General features: G+C 55.9%; 25 protein-coding genes and 1 tRNA gene. 16 read left to right on the plus strand and 10 right to left on the minus strand.

What is annotated here, in order from left to right; translation table 11 throughout:
* Positions 1 to 3: 3 nt before the first annotated feature.
* From hydD to APY94_RS10185, 3 genes are read left to right on the plus strand one after another with little or no spacing between them, the layout of a single operon-like run.
* The gene (hydD, locus tag APY94_RS10175; protein ID WP_058939520.1) at positions 4 to 795 is read left to right on the plus strand and encodes an NADPH-dependent hydrogenase/sulfhydrogenase 1 subunit delta; all 792 of its coding nucleotides are present in this window, start codon (positions 4 to 6) and stop codon (positions 793 to 795) included.
* Positions 792 to 2,081, plus strand: coding sequence for an NADPH-dependent hydrogenase/sulfhydrogenase 1 subunit alpha (gene hydA, locus APY94_RS10180; protein WP_058939521.1), 1,290 nt, complete (start codon positions 792 to 794; stop codon positions 2,079 to 2,081). The genes hydD and hydA overlap by 4 nt, the downstream gene beginning before the upstream one ends.
* A gap of 45 nt (positions 2,082 to 2,126) precedes the next feature.
* A complete protein-coding gene (locus tag APY94_RS10185; protein WP_058939522.1) occupies positions 2,127 to 2,576 on the plus strand; it encodes a hydrogenase maturation protease in 450 nt (149 codons plus the stop codon).
* Positions 2,577 to 2,613: 37 nt separating this feature from the next.
* Here the strand turns inward: APY94_RS10185 and APY94_RS10190 are convergent, their stop codons facing one another.
* The 3 genes from APY94_RS10190 to lonB all read right to left on the minus strand — a co-directional run bounded on the left by APY94_RS10190 (position 2,614) and on the right by lonB (position 6,732).
* A complete protein-coding gene (locus APY94_RS10190; RefSeq protein ID WP_058939523.1) occupies positions 2,614 to 3,963 on the minus strand; it encodes an SUF-like minimal system protein SmsB in 1,350 nt (449 codons plus the stop codon).
* The gene (gene sufC / locus APY94_RS10195; protein ID WP_058939524.1) at positions 3,960 to 4,700 is read right to left on the minus strand and encodes a Fe-S cluster assembly ATPase SufC; all 741 of its coding nucleotides are present in this window, start codon (positions 4,698 to 4,700) and stop codon (positions 3,960 to 3,962) included. The genes APY94_RS10190 and sufC overlap by 4 nt, the downstream gene beginning before the upstream one ends.
* A 127-nt stretch (positions 4,701 to 4,827) precedes the next feature.
* Entirely contained in the window at positions 4,828 to 6,732 is a 1,905-nt protein-coding gene (lonB, locus tag APY94_RS10200) for an ATP-dependent protease LonB (RefSeq protein WP_058939525.1), read from the minus strand.
* Between the two features lie 117 nt (positions 6,733 to 6,849).
* Between lonB and APY94_RS10205 the strand changes: the two genes are divergently transcribed.
* The 7 genes from APY94_RS10205 to APY94_RS10235 all read left to right on the plus strand — a co-directional run bounded on the left by APY94_RS10205 (position 6,850) and on the right by APY94_RS10235 (position 10,714).
* Entirely contained in the window at positions 6,850 to 7,653 is an 804-nt protein-coding gene (locus APY94_RS10205; RefSeq protein ID WP_058939526.1) for a DUF2666 family protein, read from the plus strand.
* A gap of 87 nt (positions 7,654 to 7,740) precedes the next feature.
* Complete coding sequence (locus APY94_RS10210) at positions 7,741 to 8,121, plus strand: RidA family protein (RefSeq protein WP_058939527.1); 381 nt, start codon at positions 7,741 to 7,743, stop codon at positions 8,119 to 8,121.
* A 37-nt stretch (positions 8,122 to 8,158) separates the two neighbouring features.
* Positions 8,159 to 8,530, plus strand: a complete 372-nt coding sequence (locus tag APY94_RS10215) for a Mov34/MPN/PAD-1 family protein (protein ID WP_058939528.1) — start codon at positions 8,159 to 8,161, stop codon at positions 8,528 to 8,530.
* 81 nt (positions 8,531 to 8,611) lie between these two features.
* Positions 8,612 to 8,989: an ArsR/SmtB family transcription factor gene (locus APY94_RS10220; RefSeq protein ID WP_058939529.1), complete on the plus strand. Its 378-nt coding sequence runs from the start codon at positions 8,612 to 8,614 to the stop codon at positions 8,987 to 8,989.
* Positions 8,990 to 8,991: 2 nt separating this feature from the next.
* Positions 8,992 to 9,306: a MazG nucleotide pyrophosphohydrolase domain-containing protein gene (locus tag APY94_RS10225; protein ID WP_058939530.1), complete on the plus strand. Its 315-nt coding sequence runs from the start codon at positions 8,992 to 8,994 to the stop codon at positions 9,304 to 9,306.
* A gap of 157 nt (positions 9,307 to 9,463) precedes the next feature.
* Entirely contained in the window at positions 9,464 to 9,913 is a 450-nt protein-coding gene (locus APY94_RS10230; RefSeq protein WP_058939531.1) for an Lrp/AsnC family transcriptional regulator, read from the plus strand.
* A 78-nt stretch (positions 9,914 to 9,991) separates the two neighbouring features.
* On the plus strand, positions 9,992 to 10,714 hold the full coding sequence (locus APY94_RS10235) for a DUF92 domain-containing protein (RefSeq protein WP_058939532.1): 723 nt from the start codon (positions 9,992 to 9,994) through the stop codon (positions 10,712 to 10,714).
* Between the two features lie 142 nt (positions 10,715 to 10,856).
* Here the strand turns inward: APY94_RS10235 and APY94_RS10240 are convergent, their stop codons facing one another.
* The 6 genes from APY94_RS10240 to APY94_RS10265 form a co-directional block, all read right to left on the minus strand.
* Entirely contained in the window at positions 10,857 to 11,927 is a 1,071-nt protein-coding gene (locus APY94_RS10240; RefSeq protein WP_058939533.1) for an SPOUT family RNA methylase, read from the minus strand.
* Positions 11,928 to 12,014: 87 nt separating this feature from the next.
* Positions 12,015 to 12,617, minus strand: a complete 603-nt coding sequence (locus tag APY94_RS10245) for a 30S ribosomal protein S3ae (protein WP_058939534.1) — start codon at positions 12,615 to 12,617, stop codon at positions 12,015 to 12,017.
* Positions 12,618 to 12,632: 15 nt separating this feature from the next.
* Positions 12,633 to 12,893: a KEOPS complex subunit Pcc1 gene (locus tag APY94_RS10250; RefSeq protein ID WP_058939535.1), complete on the minus strand. Its 261-nt coding sequence runs from the start codon at positions 12,891 to 12,893 to the stop codon at positions 12,633 to 12,635.
* Positions 12,883 to 14,313 (minus strand): DHHA1 domain-containing protein, encoded by a 1,431-nt coding sequence (locus APY94_RS10255; protein ID WP_058939536.1) that lies wholly within the window; start codon positions 14,311 to 14,313, stop codon positions 12,883 to 12,885. Before APY94_RS10255 ends, APY94_RS10250 begins: the two co-directional genes overlap by 11 nt.
* Positions 14,314 to 14,353: 40 nt before the next feature.
* Positions 14,354 to 14,809: a 30S ribosomal protein S15 gene (locus tag APY94_RS10260; RefSeq protein WP_014012099.1), complete on the minus strand. Its 456-nt coding sequence runs from the start codon at positions 14,807 to 14,809 to the stop codon at positions 14,354 to 14,356.
* On the minus strand, positions 14,709 to 15,587 hold the full coding sequence (locus tag APY94_RS10265) for an LAGLIDADG family homing endonuclease (RefSeq protein WP_245610462.1): 879 nt from the start codon (positions 15,585 to 15,587) through the stop codon (positions 14,709 to 14,711). Before APY94_RS10265 ends, APY94_RS10260 begins: the two co-directional genes overlap by 101 nt.
* Positions 15,588 to 15,650: 63 nt before the next feature.
* Between APY94_RS10265 and APY94_RS10270 the strand changes: the two genes are divergently transcribed.
* Both APY94_RS10270 and APY94_RS10275 read left to right on the plus strand, forming a co-directional pair.
* Positions 15,651 to 16,259, plus strand: coding sequence for an IS607 family transposase (locus APY94_RS10270; protein WP_058939537.1), 609 nt, complete (start codon positions 15,651 to 15,653; stop codon positions 16,257 to 16,259).
* Positions 16,240 to 17,421 carry an RNA-guided endonuclease InsQ/TnpB family protein gene (locus tag APY94_RS10275; protein WP_058939538.1) on the plus strand — a complete coding sequence of 394 codons (1,182 nt, stop codon included), beginning with the start codon at positions 16,240 to 16,242 and terminating at the stop codon, positions 17,419 to 17,421. Before APY94_RS10270 ends, APY94_RS10275 begins: the two co-directional genes overlap by 20 nt.
* A 345-nt stretch (positions 17,422 to 17,766) precedes the next feature.
* Here the strand turns inward: APY94_RS10275 and APY94_RS10280 are convergent.
* A tRNA-Met gene (locus APY94_RS10280) sits at positions 17,767 to 17,844 on the minus strand.
* A gap of 92 nt (positions 17,845 to 17,936) precedes the next feature.
* On the opposite strand from APY94_RS10280, the gene APY94_RS10285 reads away from it, so the two are divergent.
* The 4 genes from APY94_RS10285 (at position 17,937) to APY94_RS10300 (ending at position 20,097) form a co-directional block, all read left to right on the plus strand.
* Complete coding sequence (locus APY94_RS10285) at positions 17,937 to 19,097, plus strand: aconitase X catalytic domain-containing protein (RefSeq protein WP_058939539.1); 1,161 nt, start codon at positions 17,937 to 17,939, stop codon at positions 19,095 to 19,097.
* A 10-nt stretch (positions 19,098 to 19,107) separates the two neighbouring features.
* On the plus strand, positions 19,108 to 19,500 hold the full coding sequence (locus APY94_RS10290; protein ID WP_058939540.1) for a DUF126 domain-containing protein: 393 nt from the start codon (positions 19,108 to 19,110) through the stop codon (positions 19,498 to 19,500).
* Between the two features lie 90 nt (positions 19,501 to 19,590).
* Positions 19,591 to 19,812, plus strand: coding sequence for a hypothetical protein (locus APY94_RS10295; RefSeq protein WP_058939541.1), 222 nt, complete (start codon positions 19,591 to 19,593; stop codon positions 19,810 to 19,812).
* 6 nt (positions 19,813 to 19,818) lie between these two features.
* Positions 19,819 to 20,097 carry a type II toxin-antitoxin system RelE family toxin gene (locus APY94_RS10300; protein ID WP_058939542.1) on the plus strand — a complete coding sequence of 93 codons (279 nt, stop codon included), beginning with the start codon at positions 19,819 to 19,821 and terminating at the stop codon, positions 20,095 to 20,097.
* Positions 20,098 to 20,564 lie beyond the last annotated feature (467 nt).

The following is a 20,564-nucleotide window of genomic DNA, read 5'->3' on the forward strand; positions in this document are numbered from 1 at the left end:
GAGATGGAAGGAAAGGTCAGAATTGGGTTTTACGCTCTCACCTCATGCTACGGCTGTCAGCTCCAGCTGGCCATGATGGACGAGCTCCTCCAGCTGCTCCCGCACGCGGAAATCGTCTGCTGGTTCATGCTTGAGCGCGACAGCTACGAGGACGAGCCTGTGGACATAGCCTTCATCGAGGGAAGCGTCTCCACCGAGGAGGAAGTCGAGCTCGTCAAGAAGATACGCGAGAACGCGAAGATAGTCGTGGCGGTTGGCTCCTGTGCAATCCACGGTGGTGTGCAGAGCTGGGAGAAGGACAAGAGCCTTGAGGAGCTCTGGAAGACCGTCTACGGCGACGGAAAGGTCAAGTTCGAGCCGAAGATGGCCGAGCCGGTCGAGAACTACATTAAGGTTGACTACCGCATCTACGGCTGCCCGCCGGAGAAGAAGGACTTCCTCTACGCCCTCGGTACCTTCCTCGTCGGCTCGTGGCCGGAGGACATAGACTACCCGGTCTGCGTCGAGTGCAGGCTGAAGGGACACCCGTGCGTACTCATAGAGAAAGGAGAGCCGTGCCTTGGCCCGATAACGAGGGCCGGCTGCGACGCGAGGTGCCCAGGCTTTGGAGTGGCGTGCATCGGCTGCAGGGGAGCGATAGGCTACGACGTTGCCTGGTTCGACTCACTCGCCAGGACGTTCAAGGAGAAGGGAATCAGCAAGGAGGATATACTCCAGCGCATGAAGATGTTCAACGCCCACAACCCGAAGCTCGAAGAGATGGTTGAGAAGATATTCCAGGGGGTGGAAGAATGAAGAACCTTTACCTTCCCATCACCGTTGACCACATAGCGCGCGTTGAGGGCAAGGGCGGCGTTGAGATAGTCGTCGGCGACGAAGGGGTGAAGGAAGTCAAGCTCAACATCATAGAAGGCCCGAGGTTCTTCGAGGCCATCACCGTGGGTAAGAAGCTCGACGAGGCCCTGGCAGTCTACCCGAGGATATGCTCATTCTGTTCGGCTGCCCACAAGCTCACCGCGGTGGAGGCTGCCGAAAAGGCGATAGGCTTCACCCCGCGCGAGGAAATCCAGGCACTCAGGGAGGTTCTCTACATCGGCGACATGATAGAGAGCCACGCGCTCCACCTGTACCTCCTCGTCCTCCCGGACTACCTCGGCTACTCCAACCCGCTCAAGATGGTGAACGAGTACAAGAAGGAGATAGGCATAGCCCTCGACCTCAAGAACCTCGGAAGCTGGATGATGGACGAACTCGGAGCGAGGGCGATACACCAGGAGAACGTGGTCCTCGGAGGCTTCGGCAAGCTGCCCGACAAGGCCACCCTTGAGACCATGAAGAAGCGCCTTCAGGAGGCCCTTCCGAAGGCGGAGTACACCTTCGAGCTGTTCTCCAAGCTCGAGCAGTACGAGGAGGTCGAGGGGCCGATAATCCACATGGCGGTAAAGCCGAGGGGAGACGTCTACGGCATCTACGGCGACTACATCAAGGTGAGCGACGGCTTCGAGTTCCCGGTCGAGGACTACAAGAAGCACATCGTCGAGAAGGTCGTTGAGCACAGCTTCGCCAAGCACAGCTTCTACAAGGGCGAGAAGCCCTTTATGGTCGGTGCGCTTCCGAGGCTGGTCAACAACGCGGAGACACTCTACGGAAGGGCCAAGGAGCTCTACGAGAGCCACAGAGACCTGCTCAGGCCGACCAACCCCTTCGCGAACAACCTCGCCCAGGCGCTTGAGCTGGTCTACTTCACGGAGAGGGCTATAGACCTCATAGACGAGGCCCTCGCCAAGTGGCCGATAGCACCGAGGGACAGGGTTGAGGTGAAGGATGGCTTCGGCGTCAGCGCCACCGAGGCTCCGCGCGGAATCGTCACCTACGCCCTTGAGGTCAAGGACGGAAGGGTTGCCTACGCGGACATAATCACGCCGACGGCCTACAACTTCGCCATGATGGAGGTCCACGTCAGGATGATGGCGGAGAAGCACTACAACGACGACCCGGAGAGGCTCAAGTACCTCACCGAGATGGTCGTTCGCGCCTACGACCCGTGCATCTCCTGTTCAGTGCACGTTGCGAGGCTTTAGACAACTTTTTATTCTTCTACCCTATTCTTTCCAGGAGGTTCACAAATGAGGACATTGATTCTCGCACTCGGCAACGAACTGATGAAGGACGATGGAATAGGACTGAAAGCCGGCAGAATACTCTCGGAGAAGGGGTACAACGTCCTCGACGTTGGCACGGACATATTCATGCTCTCCGCCCATTACAGGGGTGAGGAGAGGCTGATAATCATAGACGCGATCCTGAGCGAAAAGTTCCGGCCGGGCGAGATAATTCACCTGAGGGGAGAGCAGGTCTTCGATAAGCTGAAGGCCGAGATAAGGAGCGCTCACTTCATGGGGGCCATAGACGGGCTCAAACTCCTGATGGCGATGGACGAGCGCCTCGCCAAAGCGGATATACACTTCATCGGCGTCGTTGCCAAGGAGATAGACCTCGGAATGGAGCTCACCGAGGAAGTTGAAAAGGCCCTGCCAAGGGTCGTCGAGCTGGTTGAAGAACTCTGCAAAGAATGAATTAAATAATTGAACAATCAAAGAATTGGCCGGGAGCTCACATGCCCCCGCTCACGGCCAGCTCTATTATCCTCCTTATCTCCACGAGGAACTCCATCGGGATGTCCCTGAGCATCGGTTCGAGGAAGCCTTTGACTATGAGCTGGGTCGCCTTCTCCTCGCTCAGACCGCGCGACATCAGGTAGAACAGCTCCTCCTCGCGTATCTTGCCTATCGCAGCTTCGTGGCTCAGCTCGGCGTCGTCAACCCTGCTGACGAGTCCGGGGTAGGTCTCCATCGTGGCTTTATCACTCATCAGCAGTGCGTCGCAGCTTATGTGCCCTTTAGTCCTTGGCGCCTCCGCCTTTATGACGCCCCTCGTTATCACGGTGCTGTCGTCCATTATGACGGCCTTGCTGGCGTTTATTCCAGCGGCGCCCCTGCCCTGGAGGTACATCTCGCCGCCGAGATCAACGTACCAGTCCTTTTGACCGAGGATTATTCCGTTCAGCTCGACATAGCCGTTCTCGTCCACCCAGTACTTGGGGTTGGCTATGTTGCTCCTGCCCGTTCCGAGACCAACGGTGGTGTTGATGAAGCGCGCTCCTTTGCCGATTCTCGCCCTGGTCATCGGCCTCGTGTGAACGTACTCCGGCCAGTTCTGGAGGACGGTCAGCTGGGCCTTGGCCCTATCGTGGATGTAAGCCTCGGTCATGTCAAGGTGGAGGGAGTGCTTGAGCAGAATCGGCGCGGTACAGCCCTCGATGAGATGGAACTCCGTGTTCTTCTCGGCGATTATGATTATGTGCGGTGCCTGGGCCAGTGCGCTCTCCTGGATGAGGAAGAACAGGTGAAGCGGGAACGGAACTTTGAGACCCTCCTTGAGGTAGAGGAAGATTCCACCGTTCCACACCGCGGTGTGGTAAGCCGTAAGCTTGCTCTCGTCCGCCCGGAACATCTGGAGAAAGTGCCTCTTAACGACGTCCGGGTACCTCCTGACGGCCTCTTCCATGGGCAGGACTATGAGACCCTTCTTCTCCCATTCCTTGAGGAACTCGTTGTAGATGACGCCGGTGTCCGTCTGAACCGCCAGGCCGGCTATGTACTTCTGCTCGACCTCGCTTATGCCCAGTCTGTCGAGGAGGGCCTTCATCTCTGGGGGCAGGTCATCGAGACTCTCGATGTTCTCGGGAACGCCGGCTATCTCCGGCTTGGCGATGAACTTAAGCAGCTCCTCCTCGCTGATTATGGGGTCCCTGTGCGGGGCCCTCTCGAATGCTTCGAGCGCCTTGTACCTTATCCTCGTCATCCACTCCGGCTCTTTGTTCCTGCGTGCCAGGTTCTCTATCTCCTGTGCTATGATCTCCTTGGCCTCCTGAATGGTCACGGAGTCGGAATGGGGGTTCATTCTCCCACCTCCTCGAATATCCTGCCGAAGCCCTCGCTCTCTATCCTCTCCACCAGCTCGCCGCTTCCGGTCTTCACTATCCTGCCGTCCTTCATGACGTGGACCCTGAGCTTCTCCCGATCGAGGTGTCCGAGTATCCTGCCGTAGTGTGTGATGAGGAGCACGGCCGTGCCGCGCTGGTGTAGCTCCTCTATCGTCCTGCTGATGACGCTCAGGGAGTCAACGTCGACGCCGCTGTCGGGCTCGTCGAGGATGAGAAGCTTCGGCTCTATGAGGAGCGCCTGGAGGAGCTCAAGCCGCTTCCTCTCGCCGCCGGAGAAGCCAACGTTAACGTAGCGGTGAAGGTCCTCCTCCCGGAACCACAGCTCCTCCGCCTTTTTGACTATCCTGTCGTAGGCCTCTACGGGATCAACGCCCTTCGTCTCAACCAGAACCTGCTGGAGGAACTCGATGATCCTAACGCCCTCAACCTCGTGGGGGTGCTGGAAGGCCAGCATTATCCCCCTCTTGGCCCTCTCGTCGGGGCCAAAGCCGGTTATATCCTCCCCGTCGAAGAGTATCCTTCCACCCTCCACGGAGTACCTGGGATGACCGGCTATTGTGAGGGCCAGCGTTGATTTCCCAGAGCCGTTCGGTCCCATGACAACGTGAAACTCACCGGGATTCATCTCAAGGGTGAGGCCTTTGAGTATGGCCCTGCCCTCTACCGAGACGTAAAGGTTCTCAACTTTGAGCATTAGCTCACCTCCGTGGGTAACGTGGATGGGACGTTTTTTAAGTATTTCCGGACATGAATGGGAACCACGAACCGAAACGTGGCGACCAGGAAAAGCTGCGGGCGACGGGAGAAGAGAGAGGGAAAGTTCAAAGGGAAAGCGGGATGGCCTCCCTTATGCGCCTGAGAAGCTCATCCTTCCTCTCGTTGTCTACGAGGGCGATCTCGAGGACCTGGTCAATGGTCTCAACCGGGAATATCTGTATCTTCTCCGCCTTGTCCTTGCTGAGGAAGACGTCCTTCTCGTTGGCCTTGGGGATTATGACGGTCTTTATGCCGGCCTCGATTGCGGCCTCTATCTTCGGCGTGGCGCCCCCTATCGGGAGCACCTCACCGAGGACACTGAGCGAGCCCGTCATGGCAACGTCCTGCCTTATCGGTATCTCCTCCAGCGCGGATATAACCGCGGTGGCCACGCTTATGCTCGCCGAGTCGCCCTCGACACCCTCGTAGGTCTGGAGGAACTGGACGTGTATATCGTAGCGGCTTATGTCTTCGCCCTTGTAGCGCTTGATTATCGCCGAGACGTTCTGAACTGCTTCCTTAGCTATCTCACCCAGCTTTCCGGTGACTATAATCTTGCCCTCCTCCTTGCTGGCGGCGGGGGCGACGACCGCCTCTATCGGCAGGACTATACCGCTCTGCTCGCCTATGACGGCGAGACCGTTCACGCGGCCGATTCCCTTGCCGTCCGCCTTGATGACCTGGTACTCCTTCTTTCTCTCGATGTACCAGTCGGCGAGCTGCTTCTCGAGCGGCTTTGCCATTCTGACGGCCTCTATCACATCCTCCCTCTCGACGTACTTCCTGCCCTTCTTGACGGCTATGTCCCCCGCGGCCCTAACGATACCGCCGAGGTCGCGGAGGCGAAGGGTAAGGTGTCCCTTTCTGCCGGCCCGCTTCTGGGCCTCCCTGACTATCTCCTCAACGGCCTCCCTGGTGAAGTGGGGTATCTTTCCGTCGCGGATTACCTCCTGTGCGACGAACTGGACGAGCTTCTTTCTGTTCTCCAGGGTGTCCGGCATCGTCGTGCGCATGTAAACCTCGTAGCCGTAGCCCCTTATACGGGAGCGCAGGGCAGGGTGCATCTTGTCAACGGTGTCGAGGTTTCCAGCCGCGACGAGGACAAAGTCGCACGGGACCGGCTCGGTCCTGACCATTGCTCCGCTCGACATCTCGCTCTGGCCGGTTATCGGGAACCTCTTCTCCTGCATCGCGGTGAGGAGGCTCTGCTGCATCTTGAGGCTCAGGGTCGCCACCTCGTCTATGAACAGGACTCCCCTGTGGGCGCGGTGTATCATGCCAGGCTCCACCCTCTCGTGGGCGGGCGTTCCGAGGCCACCGCTCTGGAACGGGTCGTGCCTGACGTCGCCGAGGAGCGCGCCCGCGTGCGCGCCTGTAGCGTCGATGAACGGTGCCTTGGTCCTGCCGCAGTTGTCCACGAGAAGCTTCGGGACGAGAACGGAGCCCTTGAGGCGCATGTTGGAGAGCGCCATTATGGTGAGTATAACGACAAAGAGACCCATCAAGAGCGTCGTCGCGCTGAAGTCTATGAAAAGGGCGAGCATGACGGTGAACATAACGAACAGCAGGATGTACGATTTTATACTCTCCTGGCCCTTGGCCTTCTCCCGGTACTTCTCGACTATCCTTCTTCCCTGGCAGGCGGGAACGGTCTTTATCTTGGGCATGTTCTCGTCTTCTGGGTTCGGGAAGACCAGTATGTCTTCGAGGTTCTCCGTCGGGAGAAGCTCCGCCATGGCCTGACCGAGCATGGACTTGCCGGTTCCGGGTTCTCCGATTAAAAGGACGTGCCTCTTCTGGTTCGCCGCGGTTCTGATGACCTCGACGGCATGTTCCTGGCCGATGACCTGGTCTATGAGCTTCTCCGGAACCTTGATCTCCTCGGTGGTGCTGAAATCCACGCCCAGCTCCAGGCTCTCGCCGTACTCCCTGGGGGCCAGGGCCTCTTCAATCTTTTCTTTGTCCCCCATTTTTCTTCCCTCTTTCGTTCTCTCAACTCTGAATGCTCGGGGCGATTTATAACTTTTTTGAGGCACCTGAGAAAAAGCTAAAATAGTGCATAGAATCCATAATGAATGGTGAAAGCGATGAGGGTAGAGGATCAGATAGTGTTTACGGCGCATCACGGGAACTGGAAGGTGGCGGACAGGCTCCTCGATATGGACGATGAGAAGGTGGCTCACTTCATAGCGAGCATCGCCAACACGGTCAACGCGAAGATACCTGAGTACCTCACGGAGGTCATGAACGTCGCGGGAATATCGAGCCTCGCCGAGGAGCTGGCGCAGAAGAACCTGAGCGATGCTGTCGTAGCGCTCAAATCCCCGGGAACCGCGAGGAAGCTGGGCCAGCTCGTCTTCGAGGACGACAAGAAGCTCAGGAAGCACCTCGTTGACGTCGCCAAGGCGCTCCTCGTCAGGGAGGTTCTCTCCAAGAAAGCCTCCGTGGACTACCCAGAGGGGCCGCTGAGCGAGGTCAGGATAGTCTTCCCTTACAACGAGGACCACGTCAACTTTACGGCGTTCCACCTCAGTGCGGAGCACGGCAAGTGGAGGGCCGTCCGGAGGCTCATAATCGACGACAAGACGCCGATGGCGGACGTCGCAAGGCTCCTCGCGGGCATAAACGAGAGCATAACCCTGAAGCTCCCCGTCTACGCCGGCATCGACGTGGATGGAATAGACGCATGGTTCGGGGAGTTCAAGAAGGTTAGAAAGGCCGAGATCCCGGCGGTCGTTGAGAAGTACATGCACTTCCCGGCCGAGAACTACGCTCCCAAGCCGTTCGTTGAGCATGCCCGTGTTTACGCCCTGAGGAAGGCCCTGGAGAAGATAGGCCTGCCCCTCGATGTCCCGGCCAAGAGCCTTGAGAAGTACCTGGAGAAGAAGTGAACCGGAGGGAAGTGATGAAGCCGAGGACACCCGAGGGGAACCAATGAGGAGTCTTCGCTTCGCTGATTCCTCTTTGGAGGTGGGAGAATGAAGGAAACCGTCTTTACTGAGAGGGCCCCGAAGCCGATAGGTCCCTACAGCCAGGGGATCATTGCGGAAGGAAGGCTCCTCTTCGTCTCCGGACAGATACCGATAAACCCCGAAACAGGGGAACTTGTGGACGGGGACATAGAGGAGCAGGCCAGGACGGCGATTGAGAACCTCTTGGCGGTGGTCGAGGCCGCGGGGGGAAGCGCCGAGAACGTGGTGAAGGTCACGGTTTACATCAGGAACATGGGTGACTATGCCAGATTCAACGAGGTTTACAACCGCTACTTCTCCAGCTCCAAGCCCGCCAGGGCGGTTGTTGAGGTCTCAAACCTGCCTAAGGGCGTGGCGGTTGAGATAGAGGCCATCGCCGTCCTCTGAGTCTTTTCCTATTTTCATAGACCAAGAAGGTGGAAGCATGGAAGCCGTGAGAATAAGGAGGGAGCTGCTCGAATACCTGCTGGAGCTGGCGCGCGAGTTCTACCCAAACGAGTTCGCTGGTTTCCTGAGGGAGAAGGACGGGGTCTTCGAGGAGGTTCTCATAGCCCCCAACCCGCACTTCGGCACGAGCTCGGCTTTCTTCGACACCTGGATGCTGCCCTACGACGAGAGCATAAAGGGAACCGTCCACTCACATCCCGGCCCGAGCGCCAGGCCCTCCCAGGCGGACCTCCACTTCTTCTCGAAGTTCGGAGGCGTTCACCTGATAATAGCGTATCCCTTTACGGAAGACGCTGTCAGAGCGTACCTGAGCAGCGGCGAGCGCATCAGGATGGAGATAGTGGACTGAGACCACCGCGCAAGGGATCGACGCTCGTTCATGTGAAAATTCTTAAAAAGGTGGGCCGCACTAAGAGTTTTGGTGTTGGACATGAAGGTGCGTGACGTCCTGGACAAGCTGGACGAGAAACAGAAGAGGACAGTGATGCAGTGTTTTGAGACATGCAACATACCCGACCTCGACAGGGAAGTGGACATCCACGTCGATGACGAAACGATGAGGTTCCTCAAGGCGATATCCAATCCCCTGCGGTTCAGGATACTCAAGCTTCTTAAGGATAACTGGATGTGCGTGTGCCTGATATCCAAGATACTCGAGCAGGACCAGACCCTGGTCAGCCACCACCTCCGTACCCTAAAGGCCCTAAACCTGATCGAGGAGCGCAAGGAGGGCAAGATGCACTTCTACAGAACCAACAAAGATGTGCTCGAGGAGTATCTCACAAAGGTCCGTGAGGGGCTGGTGTGACCGTGAACGAGCACCAGGAAAAAGTTGAGGGGCTCGTCAGGGAGTTCGGCGGCTACTGGAGCCCCTTCGAGATGCTCGCAGCGCTGGTAGAGGAGGTCGGTGAGCTGGCTGACGAGCTTCTGAAGGTCGAGGGTGTAAAAGGCACGGGGGAGAAGGAACGTCTGGAGGAGGAAATTGGCGACGTGGTCTTCGCACTTGCATGCATCGCGAACTACTACGGTGTCGACCTCCTCACTGCGCTGGAGAAAAGTGTGAAAAAGTACCGGGTCCGCGATGGAAACAGATGGAAAGAATCCGATGAAGACTCAGAAAAATAAAGATATTTCACTGTAACAACTGGTTTCACTGTATAACCAAGTTTTACGCATATACTACATCCGTGGAGTGACCGAGGGGTTAGAAATAATCCAACTTATAGAAACATTTTTATAATCGAATGGCCAAACTAGGATAAAAGCACCCGGAGGTGAAGGGATGGCGGATAAAATAAACGGAATAGACATCCGCATTTTAAAGCTCCTCTCAAAGAACGCCCGCCTTACTTACAAGGAGCTCGCCGAGATTCTCGGCACCACCAGACAGAGAATATCCAGGAGGATGGACCGTCTCGAGAGGAACGGCGTCATAAAGAAGTACACCGTTATACCCGACTACGATGCCCTCGGCTACGTCCATGTGATCCTTGGAATAACCGTCAAGCCGTCGGTCAACATCGACGAGATAATCCCCACCCTGGTTGAGGACGAGAACATCAAGATCATCCAGCGCGCCATCGGCTCCCACAGCCTGGTCATACACATAGTCGGGCCAAAGGACATGAAGGAGCTCGAAAAGATCATCTCAGAGGTCTCTCGGAAGATACCCGGAATCGATACTCTGGATATAACATTCGTCACAGAGACCGTCAAGTTCGAGGTTCTTTGATTTCCCTTACTTCCTTCGTCAACCGCCGAGGGAAAGAATAATAAACGCACCGCAGCACTTCTTCCCAAGGTGGCAACGATGCTCGAAAGAATCGCCATGGACTTGGCAGTGGTCGCTGGGCTGGGCCTCGGCTCGTACCGATTCAAGGCCCTCGACGCAAAGGGTGCCGTCGCAGCGGCGGCGCTGGGGCTTGTTGTCATAGAGCTCGGCGGGATTTATCCGTTCCTGGCCATGGTAGCCTTCGTTGTCATCGGCGTTCTTGCAACCAAGTACCGGTTTATGGAGAAGGTCAGACTCGGCACGGCCCAGAGCAGAAACGGAGTCCGGAGCTGGGGCAACGTCCTTGGAAACGGGCTCGCTGCCGCCATCTTCCTAGTCTTCGAGCAGCTGTCCCATATGGATGTCTTCTGGGCGGCGACGTTCGCGGCCATTGCAACCGCAAACGGGGATACCCTTGCCAGCGAGCTCGGAAAGGTTTTCGGGAGGAGCCCGAAACTGATAACCAACTTTAAACCCGCCAGGCCAGGAACCAATGGCGCCGTGTCATGGGCAGGAGAGCTCTTTGCCCTTGCCGGAGCGCTGGCGATAGCACCCTTTGCCCTCCCCCTGACCGCGGAGAAGGGCCTCATGCTCCTCGCGGTGACTCTGGGCGGCTTCATCGGGGTCAATCTGGACAGCCTCATAGGCGCCACCCTGGAGAACGAGGGCATCACCAACAACAACTCCACCAATTTCCTGGCCTCACTCCTGGGCGGCTTCGTGGGCGCTGGCCTGTTCTACATCCTCAACGGAGGGGCGTGAGATTTTAAAACCTCAAAGGGAATCCCCCTCGGCGGATGATGACTACGGCGGATTCCCGAGCGGTGAGGACGACCTTAGGGTCTGACGCCGTTTGCATAACGTGCAATTCCATAACTGAAGAATTAAAGAGAGGTTCGGTGGGTTAATCGGAAACCGCCTCCCCCTTTGCCTCCCGCTTCCCTGTGTATTCCTCGTAAACCTCCCAGAGGGACACGAGTGCGGCTGGAATGCCGTGCTCGGTGGCAAAGGTCATGTACGGGGCAAGGTCGATCACGTAATCCGCGAACCTGAAGAGGCCCCTCGGAATCCCTTCTCGGGAGCCTATGAACACCACGACCTCCTTCGCATGGAACATGTCGCGCGCAAGCCTCTCTCCAACCTGTGCCACGGTTGGGCCCTTGGGGTCCGTTATTATGAGGAGCCTTTTGTCCCTCCTTTTGTCGCGAACTACCTGATAAAGGTCCCACACGCTGACGGGAACCTTCTCAACCTTCCATGGATAGCTCTCACGCTGTATTCTGTGCCTGCTCTCCTGACCAACCCTGACCCCCTTGATGAACTCGGCCAGCTCAAGGGCATCCATCTTCCCCTTCGGGGCTATTATGAGCTCCTTCACCTCGAAGGCCTGGGCGGCCCTTCCGATCTTCTCCCCAAAGGAGCGGCAGACCTTGTAGCCTCCCCAGTACGGCATCTGGACCACCGTGACCTTGCGGAAGAGCTCCCTGGCGTCCCTCTTGTCCGGAGTGAACTTCCTGAACTCCTCGCCCGGAAGAACCGAAACGTATGCCCTGTCTCCGATTATCTCAACCTGAACAACCTTGTCCGGCCAGCTGAGGTTCACGTCGGCGCCCGTGAGCTCGCGCACCTTCGCCCCGAGCTCCCTGTTGACGTCGATGCTTGAGAACCCGTGCTTTCCGCGCCTCTTTGTCTTCACTGCGAAGGTCTCGTTTTCCCCTATGAGAGGGGCCACCTTCTCAGCGATTTCAACGATCCTCTCAAGCTCGGCCGGAACCTCCGCGAGAACGGGAATGATCCTCTCGATCTCGGGGATGCCGAGCATCACCTCGCCCGCGTTCTCGTCCCCAGTCTCCACGATGACGAGTCCGTAATAGCCCATCGGAGAGATCCAGACCTCGGCGTCCGGGAGCGCCTCCCCGATGTAATTGGCCGCAACGCCCTCCATACCCTTCTGGGTCTTCACGAGAAACTTCACACCCTCACCCCCAGAAAACACTCGCGGGGGTATTTAAAAGCATGTGGGAAGCAGCAGAAGATTGGAGAATAGAGAATTGAGAGGCCCTCAGGCCTCCGGCTCGGCGAGAACCTTGATCTTCCTGATCTCGGCCCTCTTGATCGGGTAGATCTTCCTGGCTTCCTTGGCCATCTCAGCGGCCATCTTGCCGCTGACAGCCTCGAGAACGAAGTCCCTGTAGTTAAGCTCCTCGGCCTTCTTGTAGATGATGTCCCTGATGATCTCCCTTATGGCCCTCTCCTGGCTGGTCTGAATCCTGCGGTAGGCGATGACCATGCCCATGACGCGGAGCTTGTAGCCGTCCTTGGTGGTGACGTTGTAGATACCATCAACGCGGGTGGTTCTCCTCCTGACGAGGCTCCTTATGTAGCTCCTCGAGAGGGTGTGGCCCTTGAACTTGGTGTAGGCGTTCTGGCCCTTGACGTCGTAGACCTGGAAGTAGAGCTTGACCTGGCCCTTGGTGAAGTCGCCGGTGAGGTCCTTGAGGGTGGTCTCGATGACCCTTCCTATGACCTTCTCCGGCTCGTCGGCCGGGGTAAGGCCTATCTCCTTGCTTCCGAAGAAGTCTGGAGCGTAAACTATATACCACTCCTTGCTCTTCCACTTATCCTTGGTAGCGGCAGCCTTCTTCCTTGGGTTACCCTTTGCCATCTTAACACCTCCACTTCACACCTTTTCGGTCACATCTTCGGCGATTTTGATTGAAAACACCAAATCGTCCAGCGCTTTGATGAGTGTTTCAATCTCACCCGAGTATTTAACCTTTGTTATGACGTCCCCATTTTCCCATCGGGTCAGCACATTTAAACTTTTCTTTAGGCTTTCCGGAATGCTGGCGTTGTCCACTTCGAGGGACCGGGCTATGGCCTCGGCCCTCCTCGGGTCGCCGTAGTGCCAGACCATCTCCACCCTGGCCTCAACCCTCACTGGATTTTCCCTCCAGGAGCTGCCTTCCAAGGGCCTCGTTGAAGAGCCTGATGAACTCCTCGATCCTGTCCCTCGGGAAGCGGATTCCAGCGGCTATCGCATGCCCTCCGCCCTCTCCGCCGAGCTTCTCCGCGACCTCACGCAGTGCATCGCCGAGGTGGTATCCCTTTTCAAGGGCCCTCTCCGTGGTTCTTGCGGATCCCTTCACGAGGCTCTCGTCCTCGTCGCTGTCGGCCAGCACTACGACCGGCTTCTCGGGGTCAACCAGCCCGGCGTTTATCGCTATGTTGGCGGCGATGCCGACGAGAGTGTCCCGGATGCTCCTGCCTGCGTAGAAGACGTAGGCGTGCTCTCCCTCGTCCGCCATGCTCCAGTTCTGGATTATGAACTTCCTGGCCTCTATCTGTTCCCGCTTGTAATCGTCAAGCATCTTCCTGGCGCGCCTGTAGGCGTCCTCGTCCCCGAGGCAGATGGCAACGCCGAGCGTTCCAGCGTTCAAGCGACCGGTGGCGTTGAGGAGCGTGGCGAACTCCCTCGCCTCGTGCCTCGGGTCGCCCTCCGGGTAGAGCGGGCTTACCACCACGTCCCCAATGAGCCGGTCTATGGCCTCTTTAGGGGCGCCGTGTTTGATGAGGTGTATCACCAGTGCATCGTGAAGCTTCCGCTTCTCCTCCTCGCGGAGCTGCCAGTACTTCACCTCCGGGTCGAAGCCCTTGGCGCGGAGCCACTCTATGGCCTTCCGCTCATCGCCAGTTACCTCTGGAATCTCCGGGTTGGTGGAGTAGGCCAGCATCTGGCGTAGGGGCCGGCTTTCGCGTCCGAAGAGGCGAAGTTCCTTCCGGACCTCCAGGATGCCGAGATCCTTTCCGTCATCTATGATGTCCGTGTTCATGCCGTGGAACGTGCCGTCTATCTCCTGCATGTCGCCGACGGCACCGACGAGGGCGATATAGGCCAGATCACGATTCTTCTCGTTCATCTCCCTGGCGACGAAGTAGGAAACACCTGAACCGCTGAGATCGCGGACGCTGTTGGCGCCAAAGGGGACTGGGTTAACGAGAACGTGGGACTCCGTGGAGAACCCGTCCCTCTCGGGCGGATGGTGGTCTGCAACAACGACCGTGGCGCCTTCAAGGTACTTCTCGATGAGACCCATCGAGCCGCTCCCCAGGTCGCTGAAGACGTATATCCTGTGCTTTTCAGCGGCCAGGTCCTTGATGAGTTCCTCGCTTACCTGTTTGACGATGCTGAGCTGGAAGGTCCCGCCCTCGCGCGCCACCGCCCTGGCCAGGATCGCCCCGGCGGTTATGCCGTCCGCGTCGCGGTGGGAGACTATGCGGATGGTGTGCCCTAACTCAATGTGCATTCTGATCAGTTCGGCGCCTTCCCTGGCCCGCTCCAAAAACGCCCCTCTATCCACGGCAGGTTCACCACCGCAGGTTTAAGAAGAAGGAAAGGGATCAGCGGACCAGGAGCTTGGCCTGCTCCGGATCGTAGCGCCACTTGGCCGGAAGCTTGCCGGTCCTGCGGTAGTACTTGACGAGGCGCCTAATCTTGCTCTCGGTGAGCTGGAGACCGCGCCTTGAGTGCTTGTCCTTCGGGTGCATCTCGAGGTGCTTCCTGAGCTTGACGGCCTTCCTGATGAGAGCCATGAGATCCTCCGGGATGTTCGGCGCGAGGCCGTTCTCCTCAAGGATCTTGGTTATCTTCTTGCCGGTGACGAGCTTGACGCTCGGGATTCCGTACTGGTCCCTGAGGATGGTTCCTATCATGGCAGCGCTGTAGCCTTCCTTCCTGAGCTTAACAACGAGCCCCTCAACCTCCTCCGCCGTGTACTCCACCCAGGTCGGCGGAGCGGTCCTCGGTGGCCTCTTTGAACCTGACTTTCCTCTCTTTCTCGCGTGTATCCTTGCCATACACAACACCTCCCGGTGACGGCCAGCTCCCGCCAGCCGCCCCTTCGCGTTGGGAATTGAGGGGAGGTTTAAAAAGGTTTGCCCTTGGGACGTATCCCCTGCTTCCCCTCCCGTACTCCTCATGCCATAGCCTTACGGCCTTCCCGTTTGGATAATGGAGTTTTAATTCAATCGCCCGCCTGAGTTTTGCTTCTTTTCTCCATGCAGTGAAGCCAATCTCCCTGGCAAACCACATGACGTCACCAAAGCGGGAAATCCATAAGATGAACATATCAACGTTTGACGAGTACTCCTCACCGCGGATAACGACCCTATGCCCCTTTGAATACAGTTTGGATATTTCGGAACGTATTCCAAGTGTTTCCAATAGCTTTCTAACGAACTCCAAAACCATCAGATCAGAGTTGACCGCGGCAACCCGCACTGTAAAGGTCTTTCCGGCGGATATTGCCGGGAACCCCTCACTGTCAAAGAAACCCCTAAGGAATTCAGTCGGATATTCGCCGGCCAGAGAAAGCAGCCTCTCCCGAGGGCCACTCAGGAGCTGAAATAGGGCCTTATTGCTCCCTTCCACGTAAAATCTATCCACGCGGGTTGAGTCCCTTTCAAATCCCATCGCGGCCCTAACCCCAAGTTTTTCTAAAGCGTTCGCAAACTCTTCCGCAAATTCCCGGTCAATGACCTTAAGTTTAACTACGTATCGCCCGTTGCCCTTCATGTGGATGCTACCATCTCCCAGGTAAACACCGATTATGTAGGAAAGTTCGGGCTGTTTCATAAATAGTTAAGAGCGTAAAGTTTAAATATTTTTGAGTCATTATTTGTTTTGGTGAAGTTCACTATGAAGCTTTATCGGACAGGAAAAGCCTCAGAACTCTTAGGCATCAGCAAACCAACACTCTTAAGGAAAATCAAGACAGGTGAGATTAAGGCCTACAAAATAGGCAGAGAATATCGCATTCCAGAAAGCGAAATAAAGAGACTTCTTGAGGGCAAAATCCCCGATAAAGTCGTCATTTACGCCAGAGTCTCAAGCAGAGACCAGAAAGAAGACCTTGAGAGGCAGGTCGAATACCTTAAGAACTACTGCTCTGCCAAAGGCTATCAAGTGGCTAAAATCCTCACCGACATCTCATCAGGCTTGAACGAGAACAGAAAAGGCCTAAAACAACTCTTCAAACTCGTGGAAAGCGGAGAAATAACCAAAGTCGTGATAACCTACAAGGACAGGCTCACCCGCTTCGGCTTCAAATACCTCGAACAATACTTCAACTCTCACGGTGTCGAAATTGAAGTAATCTTTGACGATGAAGAGAAAACACCAGAGAAAGAACTCGTCGAGGATTTGTTAGCCATCGTAACTTCCTTCGCTGGAAAGCTTTATGGTATGCGTTCTCACAAGAAAAAACGTCTCATTGAGGCGGTAAAGAATGCCCTCAGAGACGATTAAGCTAACCGCCAAGTTCAAGCTCAAAAACCCGCCAGAGGAATTAAACGACCTCTTCTCCACCTATCGGGAGATTGTGAACTACCTAATCTCTTACGCTTTTGAGAACAACATTACGAGCTTTTACAGGCTCAAAAAAGAAACATACAAGAGCCTTCGAAAGGAGTATCCAAAACTACCGAGTCATTACCACTACACGGCCACTCAAATGGCGACAATGATTTACAGGAGCTTTCGGAAGAGAAAGAAGAAGGGGAAAGCCAGTGGAAGGCCAGTATTCAAGAAAGAAGTCATAATGCTCGATGACCACATCTTCAAGCTCGACCTAGGGGCTGGAATAATCAAACTCTCAACTCCTAGCGGGAGGATTGTTTTGGAGTTTTATCCTGCAAAATACCACGAGAAGTTTAAGGAGTGGAAAGTTGGCCAAGCGTGGTTGGTTAGAACGCCGAAAGGAGTTTTAATTAACGTTGTATTCTCCAGAGAGGTTGACGTGGGAGAGCCTAAAACTTTTGTTGGCGTGGACTTGAACGAGAACAACGTTACGCTGAGCCTTCCAAACGGCGAGTTTGTCCAGATAATCACTCACGAGCGGGAGTTAAGGACTGGTTACTTCTTAAAGCGGAGGAAAATCCAAAGGAAGCTTAGAACGGGAAAGAGGCGGAAAGAACTTCTCGAAAAGTATGGGCAAAGAGAAAGGAACAGGCTAAACGATTTGTATCATAAATTGGCTAATAAGATTGTTGAATTAGCCGAGAAATACGGTGGTATCGCTCTGGAGGACTTAACCGAAATCAGGGATTCGATTAGGTATTCGGCTGAGATGAATGGCCGGCTTCACCGCTGGAGTTTTAGGAAACTCCAGTCAATAATCGAATACAAGGCTAAGCTAAAGGGAATAAAAGTTGTTTTCGTTAATCCTGCTTTCACGTCCTCCCTGTGTCCGGTATGTGGGGAGAAATTAAGCCCGAAGGGACACAGGGTTTTAAAGTGTCCGAACTGTGGTTTTGAGGCCGATAGGGACGTTATCGGCTCTTGGAATATTAGTTTGAGAGCCTTGAAGATGTGGGGAGTTTCCGTTCCCCCCGAAAGCCCCACGATGAAGGCGGGAGTGGGGAAGGTCAGCCGTAATGATGCTTACGAACTTTACAAAAGTTACGGCTGACCAGAACGGGAGGGTTCCGTGGAAATGGCTCTGATTCTGTTAAACGGGCTATGCGTACCTTCAGACCAACGAATCACAGTTGCCTTTGAGAGTCGGACATTGTATTCGTCAGAAATCATCCCGACAATTCTCCCATAGCTGTGTCCCTCAGAACGCAGTGCCTTCACACGTTCTACGATCTCACGAAGTTCATCAATATGGAGGTCCTTAATTCGCCGCATGACTATCGATAGCAGTAATAACTGGGCCATAAAATATTTCGCCCTTCGATGATGTGGATTCAAGAGCCCAATGACTGAAAAGGAACACCAAGCACCATACAAGAACAGCGATGCACAAAATAGTTGGTAGCGGGGGGAAGATTTGAACTTCCGACCTCCGGGTTATGAGCCCGGCGGGCACTCCTAGCTGCCCCACCCCGCTGCGCGACCTGTTAGTTAGTGAACCGTGCAGGGTTTATAAATTTTACGGGAGGGATTTATAACCCACCCCACCCCAATCCCCCCGGTGATGTCATGTACCTGACTAAGGAGGAGGAGCTGATTCTGGCGGGGGAGTACGGCTACGCCCTCCAGAAGGCGATGGAGATACTCGTCGCCCTTGGAGAAATTTACGGTGCTGAGAGACTCATTCCGATAAAGAGCGCCCAGATTGCAGGCGTTTCCTACAAGAACATCGGCGATGCGGGGATGGAGTTCCTGAGGGACTTCGCCGACGCCGGCGCAAAGGTTAGCGTCTATACAACCCTCAACCCCGCGGGCATAGGCGACGATGAGTTTATGGAAAAGCAGAGGGAAGTTCTCGAGCTCTACAGAAGGATGGGAATCGAGATCACCTCAACCTGCACCCCGTACTACGGCGCGAACCTTCCGAAGTTCGGCGACCACATAGCATGGAGCGAAAGCTCGGCCGTCAGCTTCGCCAACTCCATCCTGGGCGCAAGGACGAACAGAGAAGGTGGCCCCTCAAGCCTGGCCGCCGCGATAGTCGGCAAGACCCCCAACTACGGCCTCCACCTGGACGAGAACAGGAAAGCGACGGTGGTGGTCAACGTTGACGCGGAGGTGGAAACCTTCGTTGACTACGCGGCCCTCGGCTACCACCTGGGCAGGACGCTCGGCAACGATGTGCCCTACATCAGGGGGCTGAAACCAGAGAGAACAGAGTTCCTCAAGGAGATGGGGGCCGCGATGGCGGCGAGCGGGTCGATAGCGCTCTACCACGTGGAGGGCGAGACTCCAGAGTACCGCGCCGCAATAGCGGAGGAACTTGAGACGATAACCGTTGAAGATTCCGATATTAGGGCCGTGCGGGGGGAGTTCAGGGACGACTGGACGGACATAGACATGATCCTCATCGGCTGCCCCCACGCATCCCTTGGCGAGGTGAAGGAGATTGCGGAGCTCCTCAGGATGCGCGGGAGGCCCCTCAGGATACCCCTGTTCATCACGGCAAGCGGCGCGGTCAAGGCTTTGGCCGATGCCCTCGGCTACACGGAGATAATAGAGCGCTACAATGGGAGAATAATAGCGGACGTCTGCTTTGTTGTCTCCCCGATAAAGGGATGGTATTCGGGTATAGCCACCAACAGCGGAAAATCCGCGTTTTACTTCCGCTCATTCGGGTTCCATGTCCGCCTAGACGATGCAGAGAACTTGATAAGGGAGGCGCCGTGAGGTGGCGGGAATGAAGCTCAGGGGAAGGAAGATAGTCGGGGGAAAGGCAGAGGGGGAGCTGGTAGTTTCCAGGAAAGCCCTTTCGTTCCTCGGCGGCGTTGACCCCGAAACGGGCATCGTCACCGATGCGGAGAGCGACATAAGGGGGCAGAGCATAGCCGGGAAGATACTCGCATTTCCCCGCGGGAAGGGCTCGACGGTCGGTTCCTACGTCATCTATGCCCTGAAAAAGAACGGGAAGGCACCGAAGGCAATAATCGTCGGTGAGGCGGAGACCATAGTCGCGACGGGCGCAATAATAGCAGGCATCCCCATGGTCGATGGCATCGATGTTTCGAGGCTGAGGAGCGGGGAGCGCGTTAAGGTCGATGCGGACTCCGGGGAGGTGGAGGTTGAGGAGTGACTGCCTCCTTTTTCATTCCCCTCCAATCCAACCATCGGTGGAATTCGCAAACCTTTTGAGGTTGAAGGTGTAGCAGTTTTAGGTGATAGCGTGAGCGAGAGTGTCCAGGTAATCATCAACCGTATCGAGAGGATCGAGAGAGAACTGGAGGAGCTGAAGCTCGAACTTCTGAAGCTCAAGGCAGAGAGGGATGGGGCTGAGATAATCCCTGAGGACGAGTATCTGGAACTCAAGAAGAAGGCCGAGAGTCTAAAGAAGGATCCCTCTAAGGGATTAAGGGCTGACGACGCGATTCAGGAGCTCTTAGGGTGAAAGAACTTGTATGATGTCATCGTGGACAGGGACGTTGTTAAAAAAGCCAAGAGGTACCTCAAGCCCGCGCAACGCCGGAAGCTTGCCGAGTTCATAGACGCCCTGAAAACCAATCCCTATCCAAAGCCACCCTACGACCTAAAGCCTGTGAGAGGCGAGAAAACCAAAAAGACCAACACCTACCGTCTCAGAATCGGCGATTACCGGGTGTTTTACACAGTGTACTGGGATGAAAAAGTTATCGTTGTAACCGATATAAAGCCAAGAGAGACCGCTTACAGATGAGCGGTCGGATGGAGGATGTATCTGGTGCAACAACCCCGAACGATAGAGCTGAAATCACGACTGACCTCTTCCCCGCCCTGGAGGGGGAGGGTTCCAGCGAGTTAGCCCCTCGCCGGCGGGCGGTTCGGTTTGCGGGCCCATCACCTACTCCCGTCACCGGTTTCAGTTCAGCCCGCAGGCCCGGTCTCAGGCCCATTACCCCTTATGGGTGAAAACCCGCTCGGGGTTATCGCCTCAAAGGCCACCACTCAGAGTTTTCAACCGCTCGAAGGCGGTTCTTGAAAGGACGCTTAACAGCGTCTTCCTCCCAGTGGCGGGAGGACACGTGAAACCCCTCACTCCGCCATATTCTTCCGAGTGGCCTCTCCGAGGCCTTATTAAGTCGCAAAAACTTAAAAGGGTTTCGATGGTTTAACAGCTGTTGGGCGGTTTATTGCATCCCCTCCCTAAAAGACGAGGCTTTCAAA

Origin of the sequence: Thermococcus celericrescens (assembly GCF_001484195.1) — an archaeon.
Taxonomy (GTDB): domain Archaea; phylum Methanobacteriota_B; class Thermococci; order Thermococcales; family Thermococcaceae; genus Thermococcus; species Thermococcus celericrescens.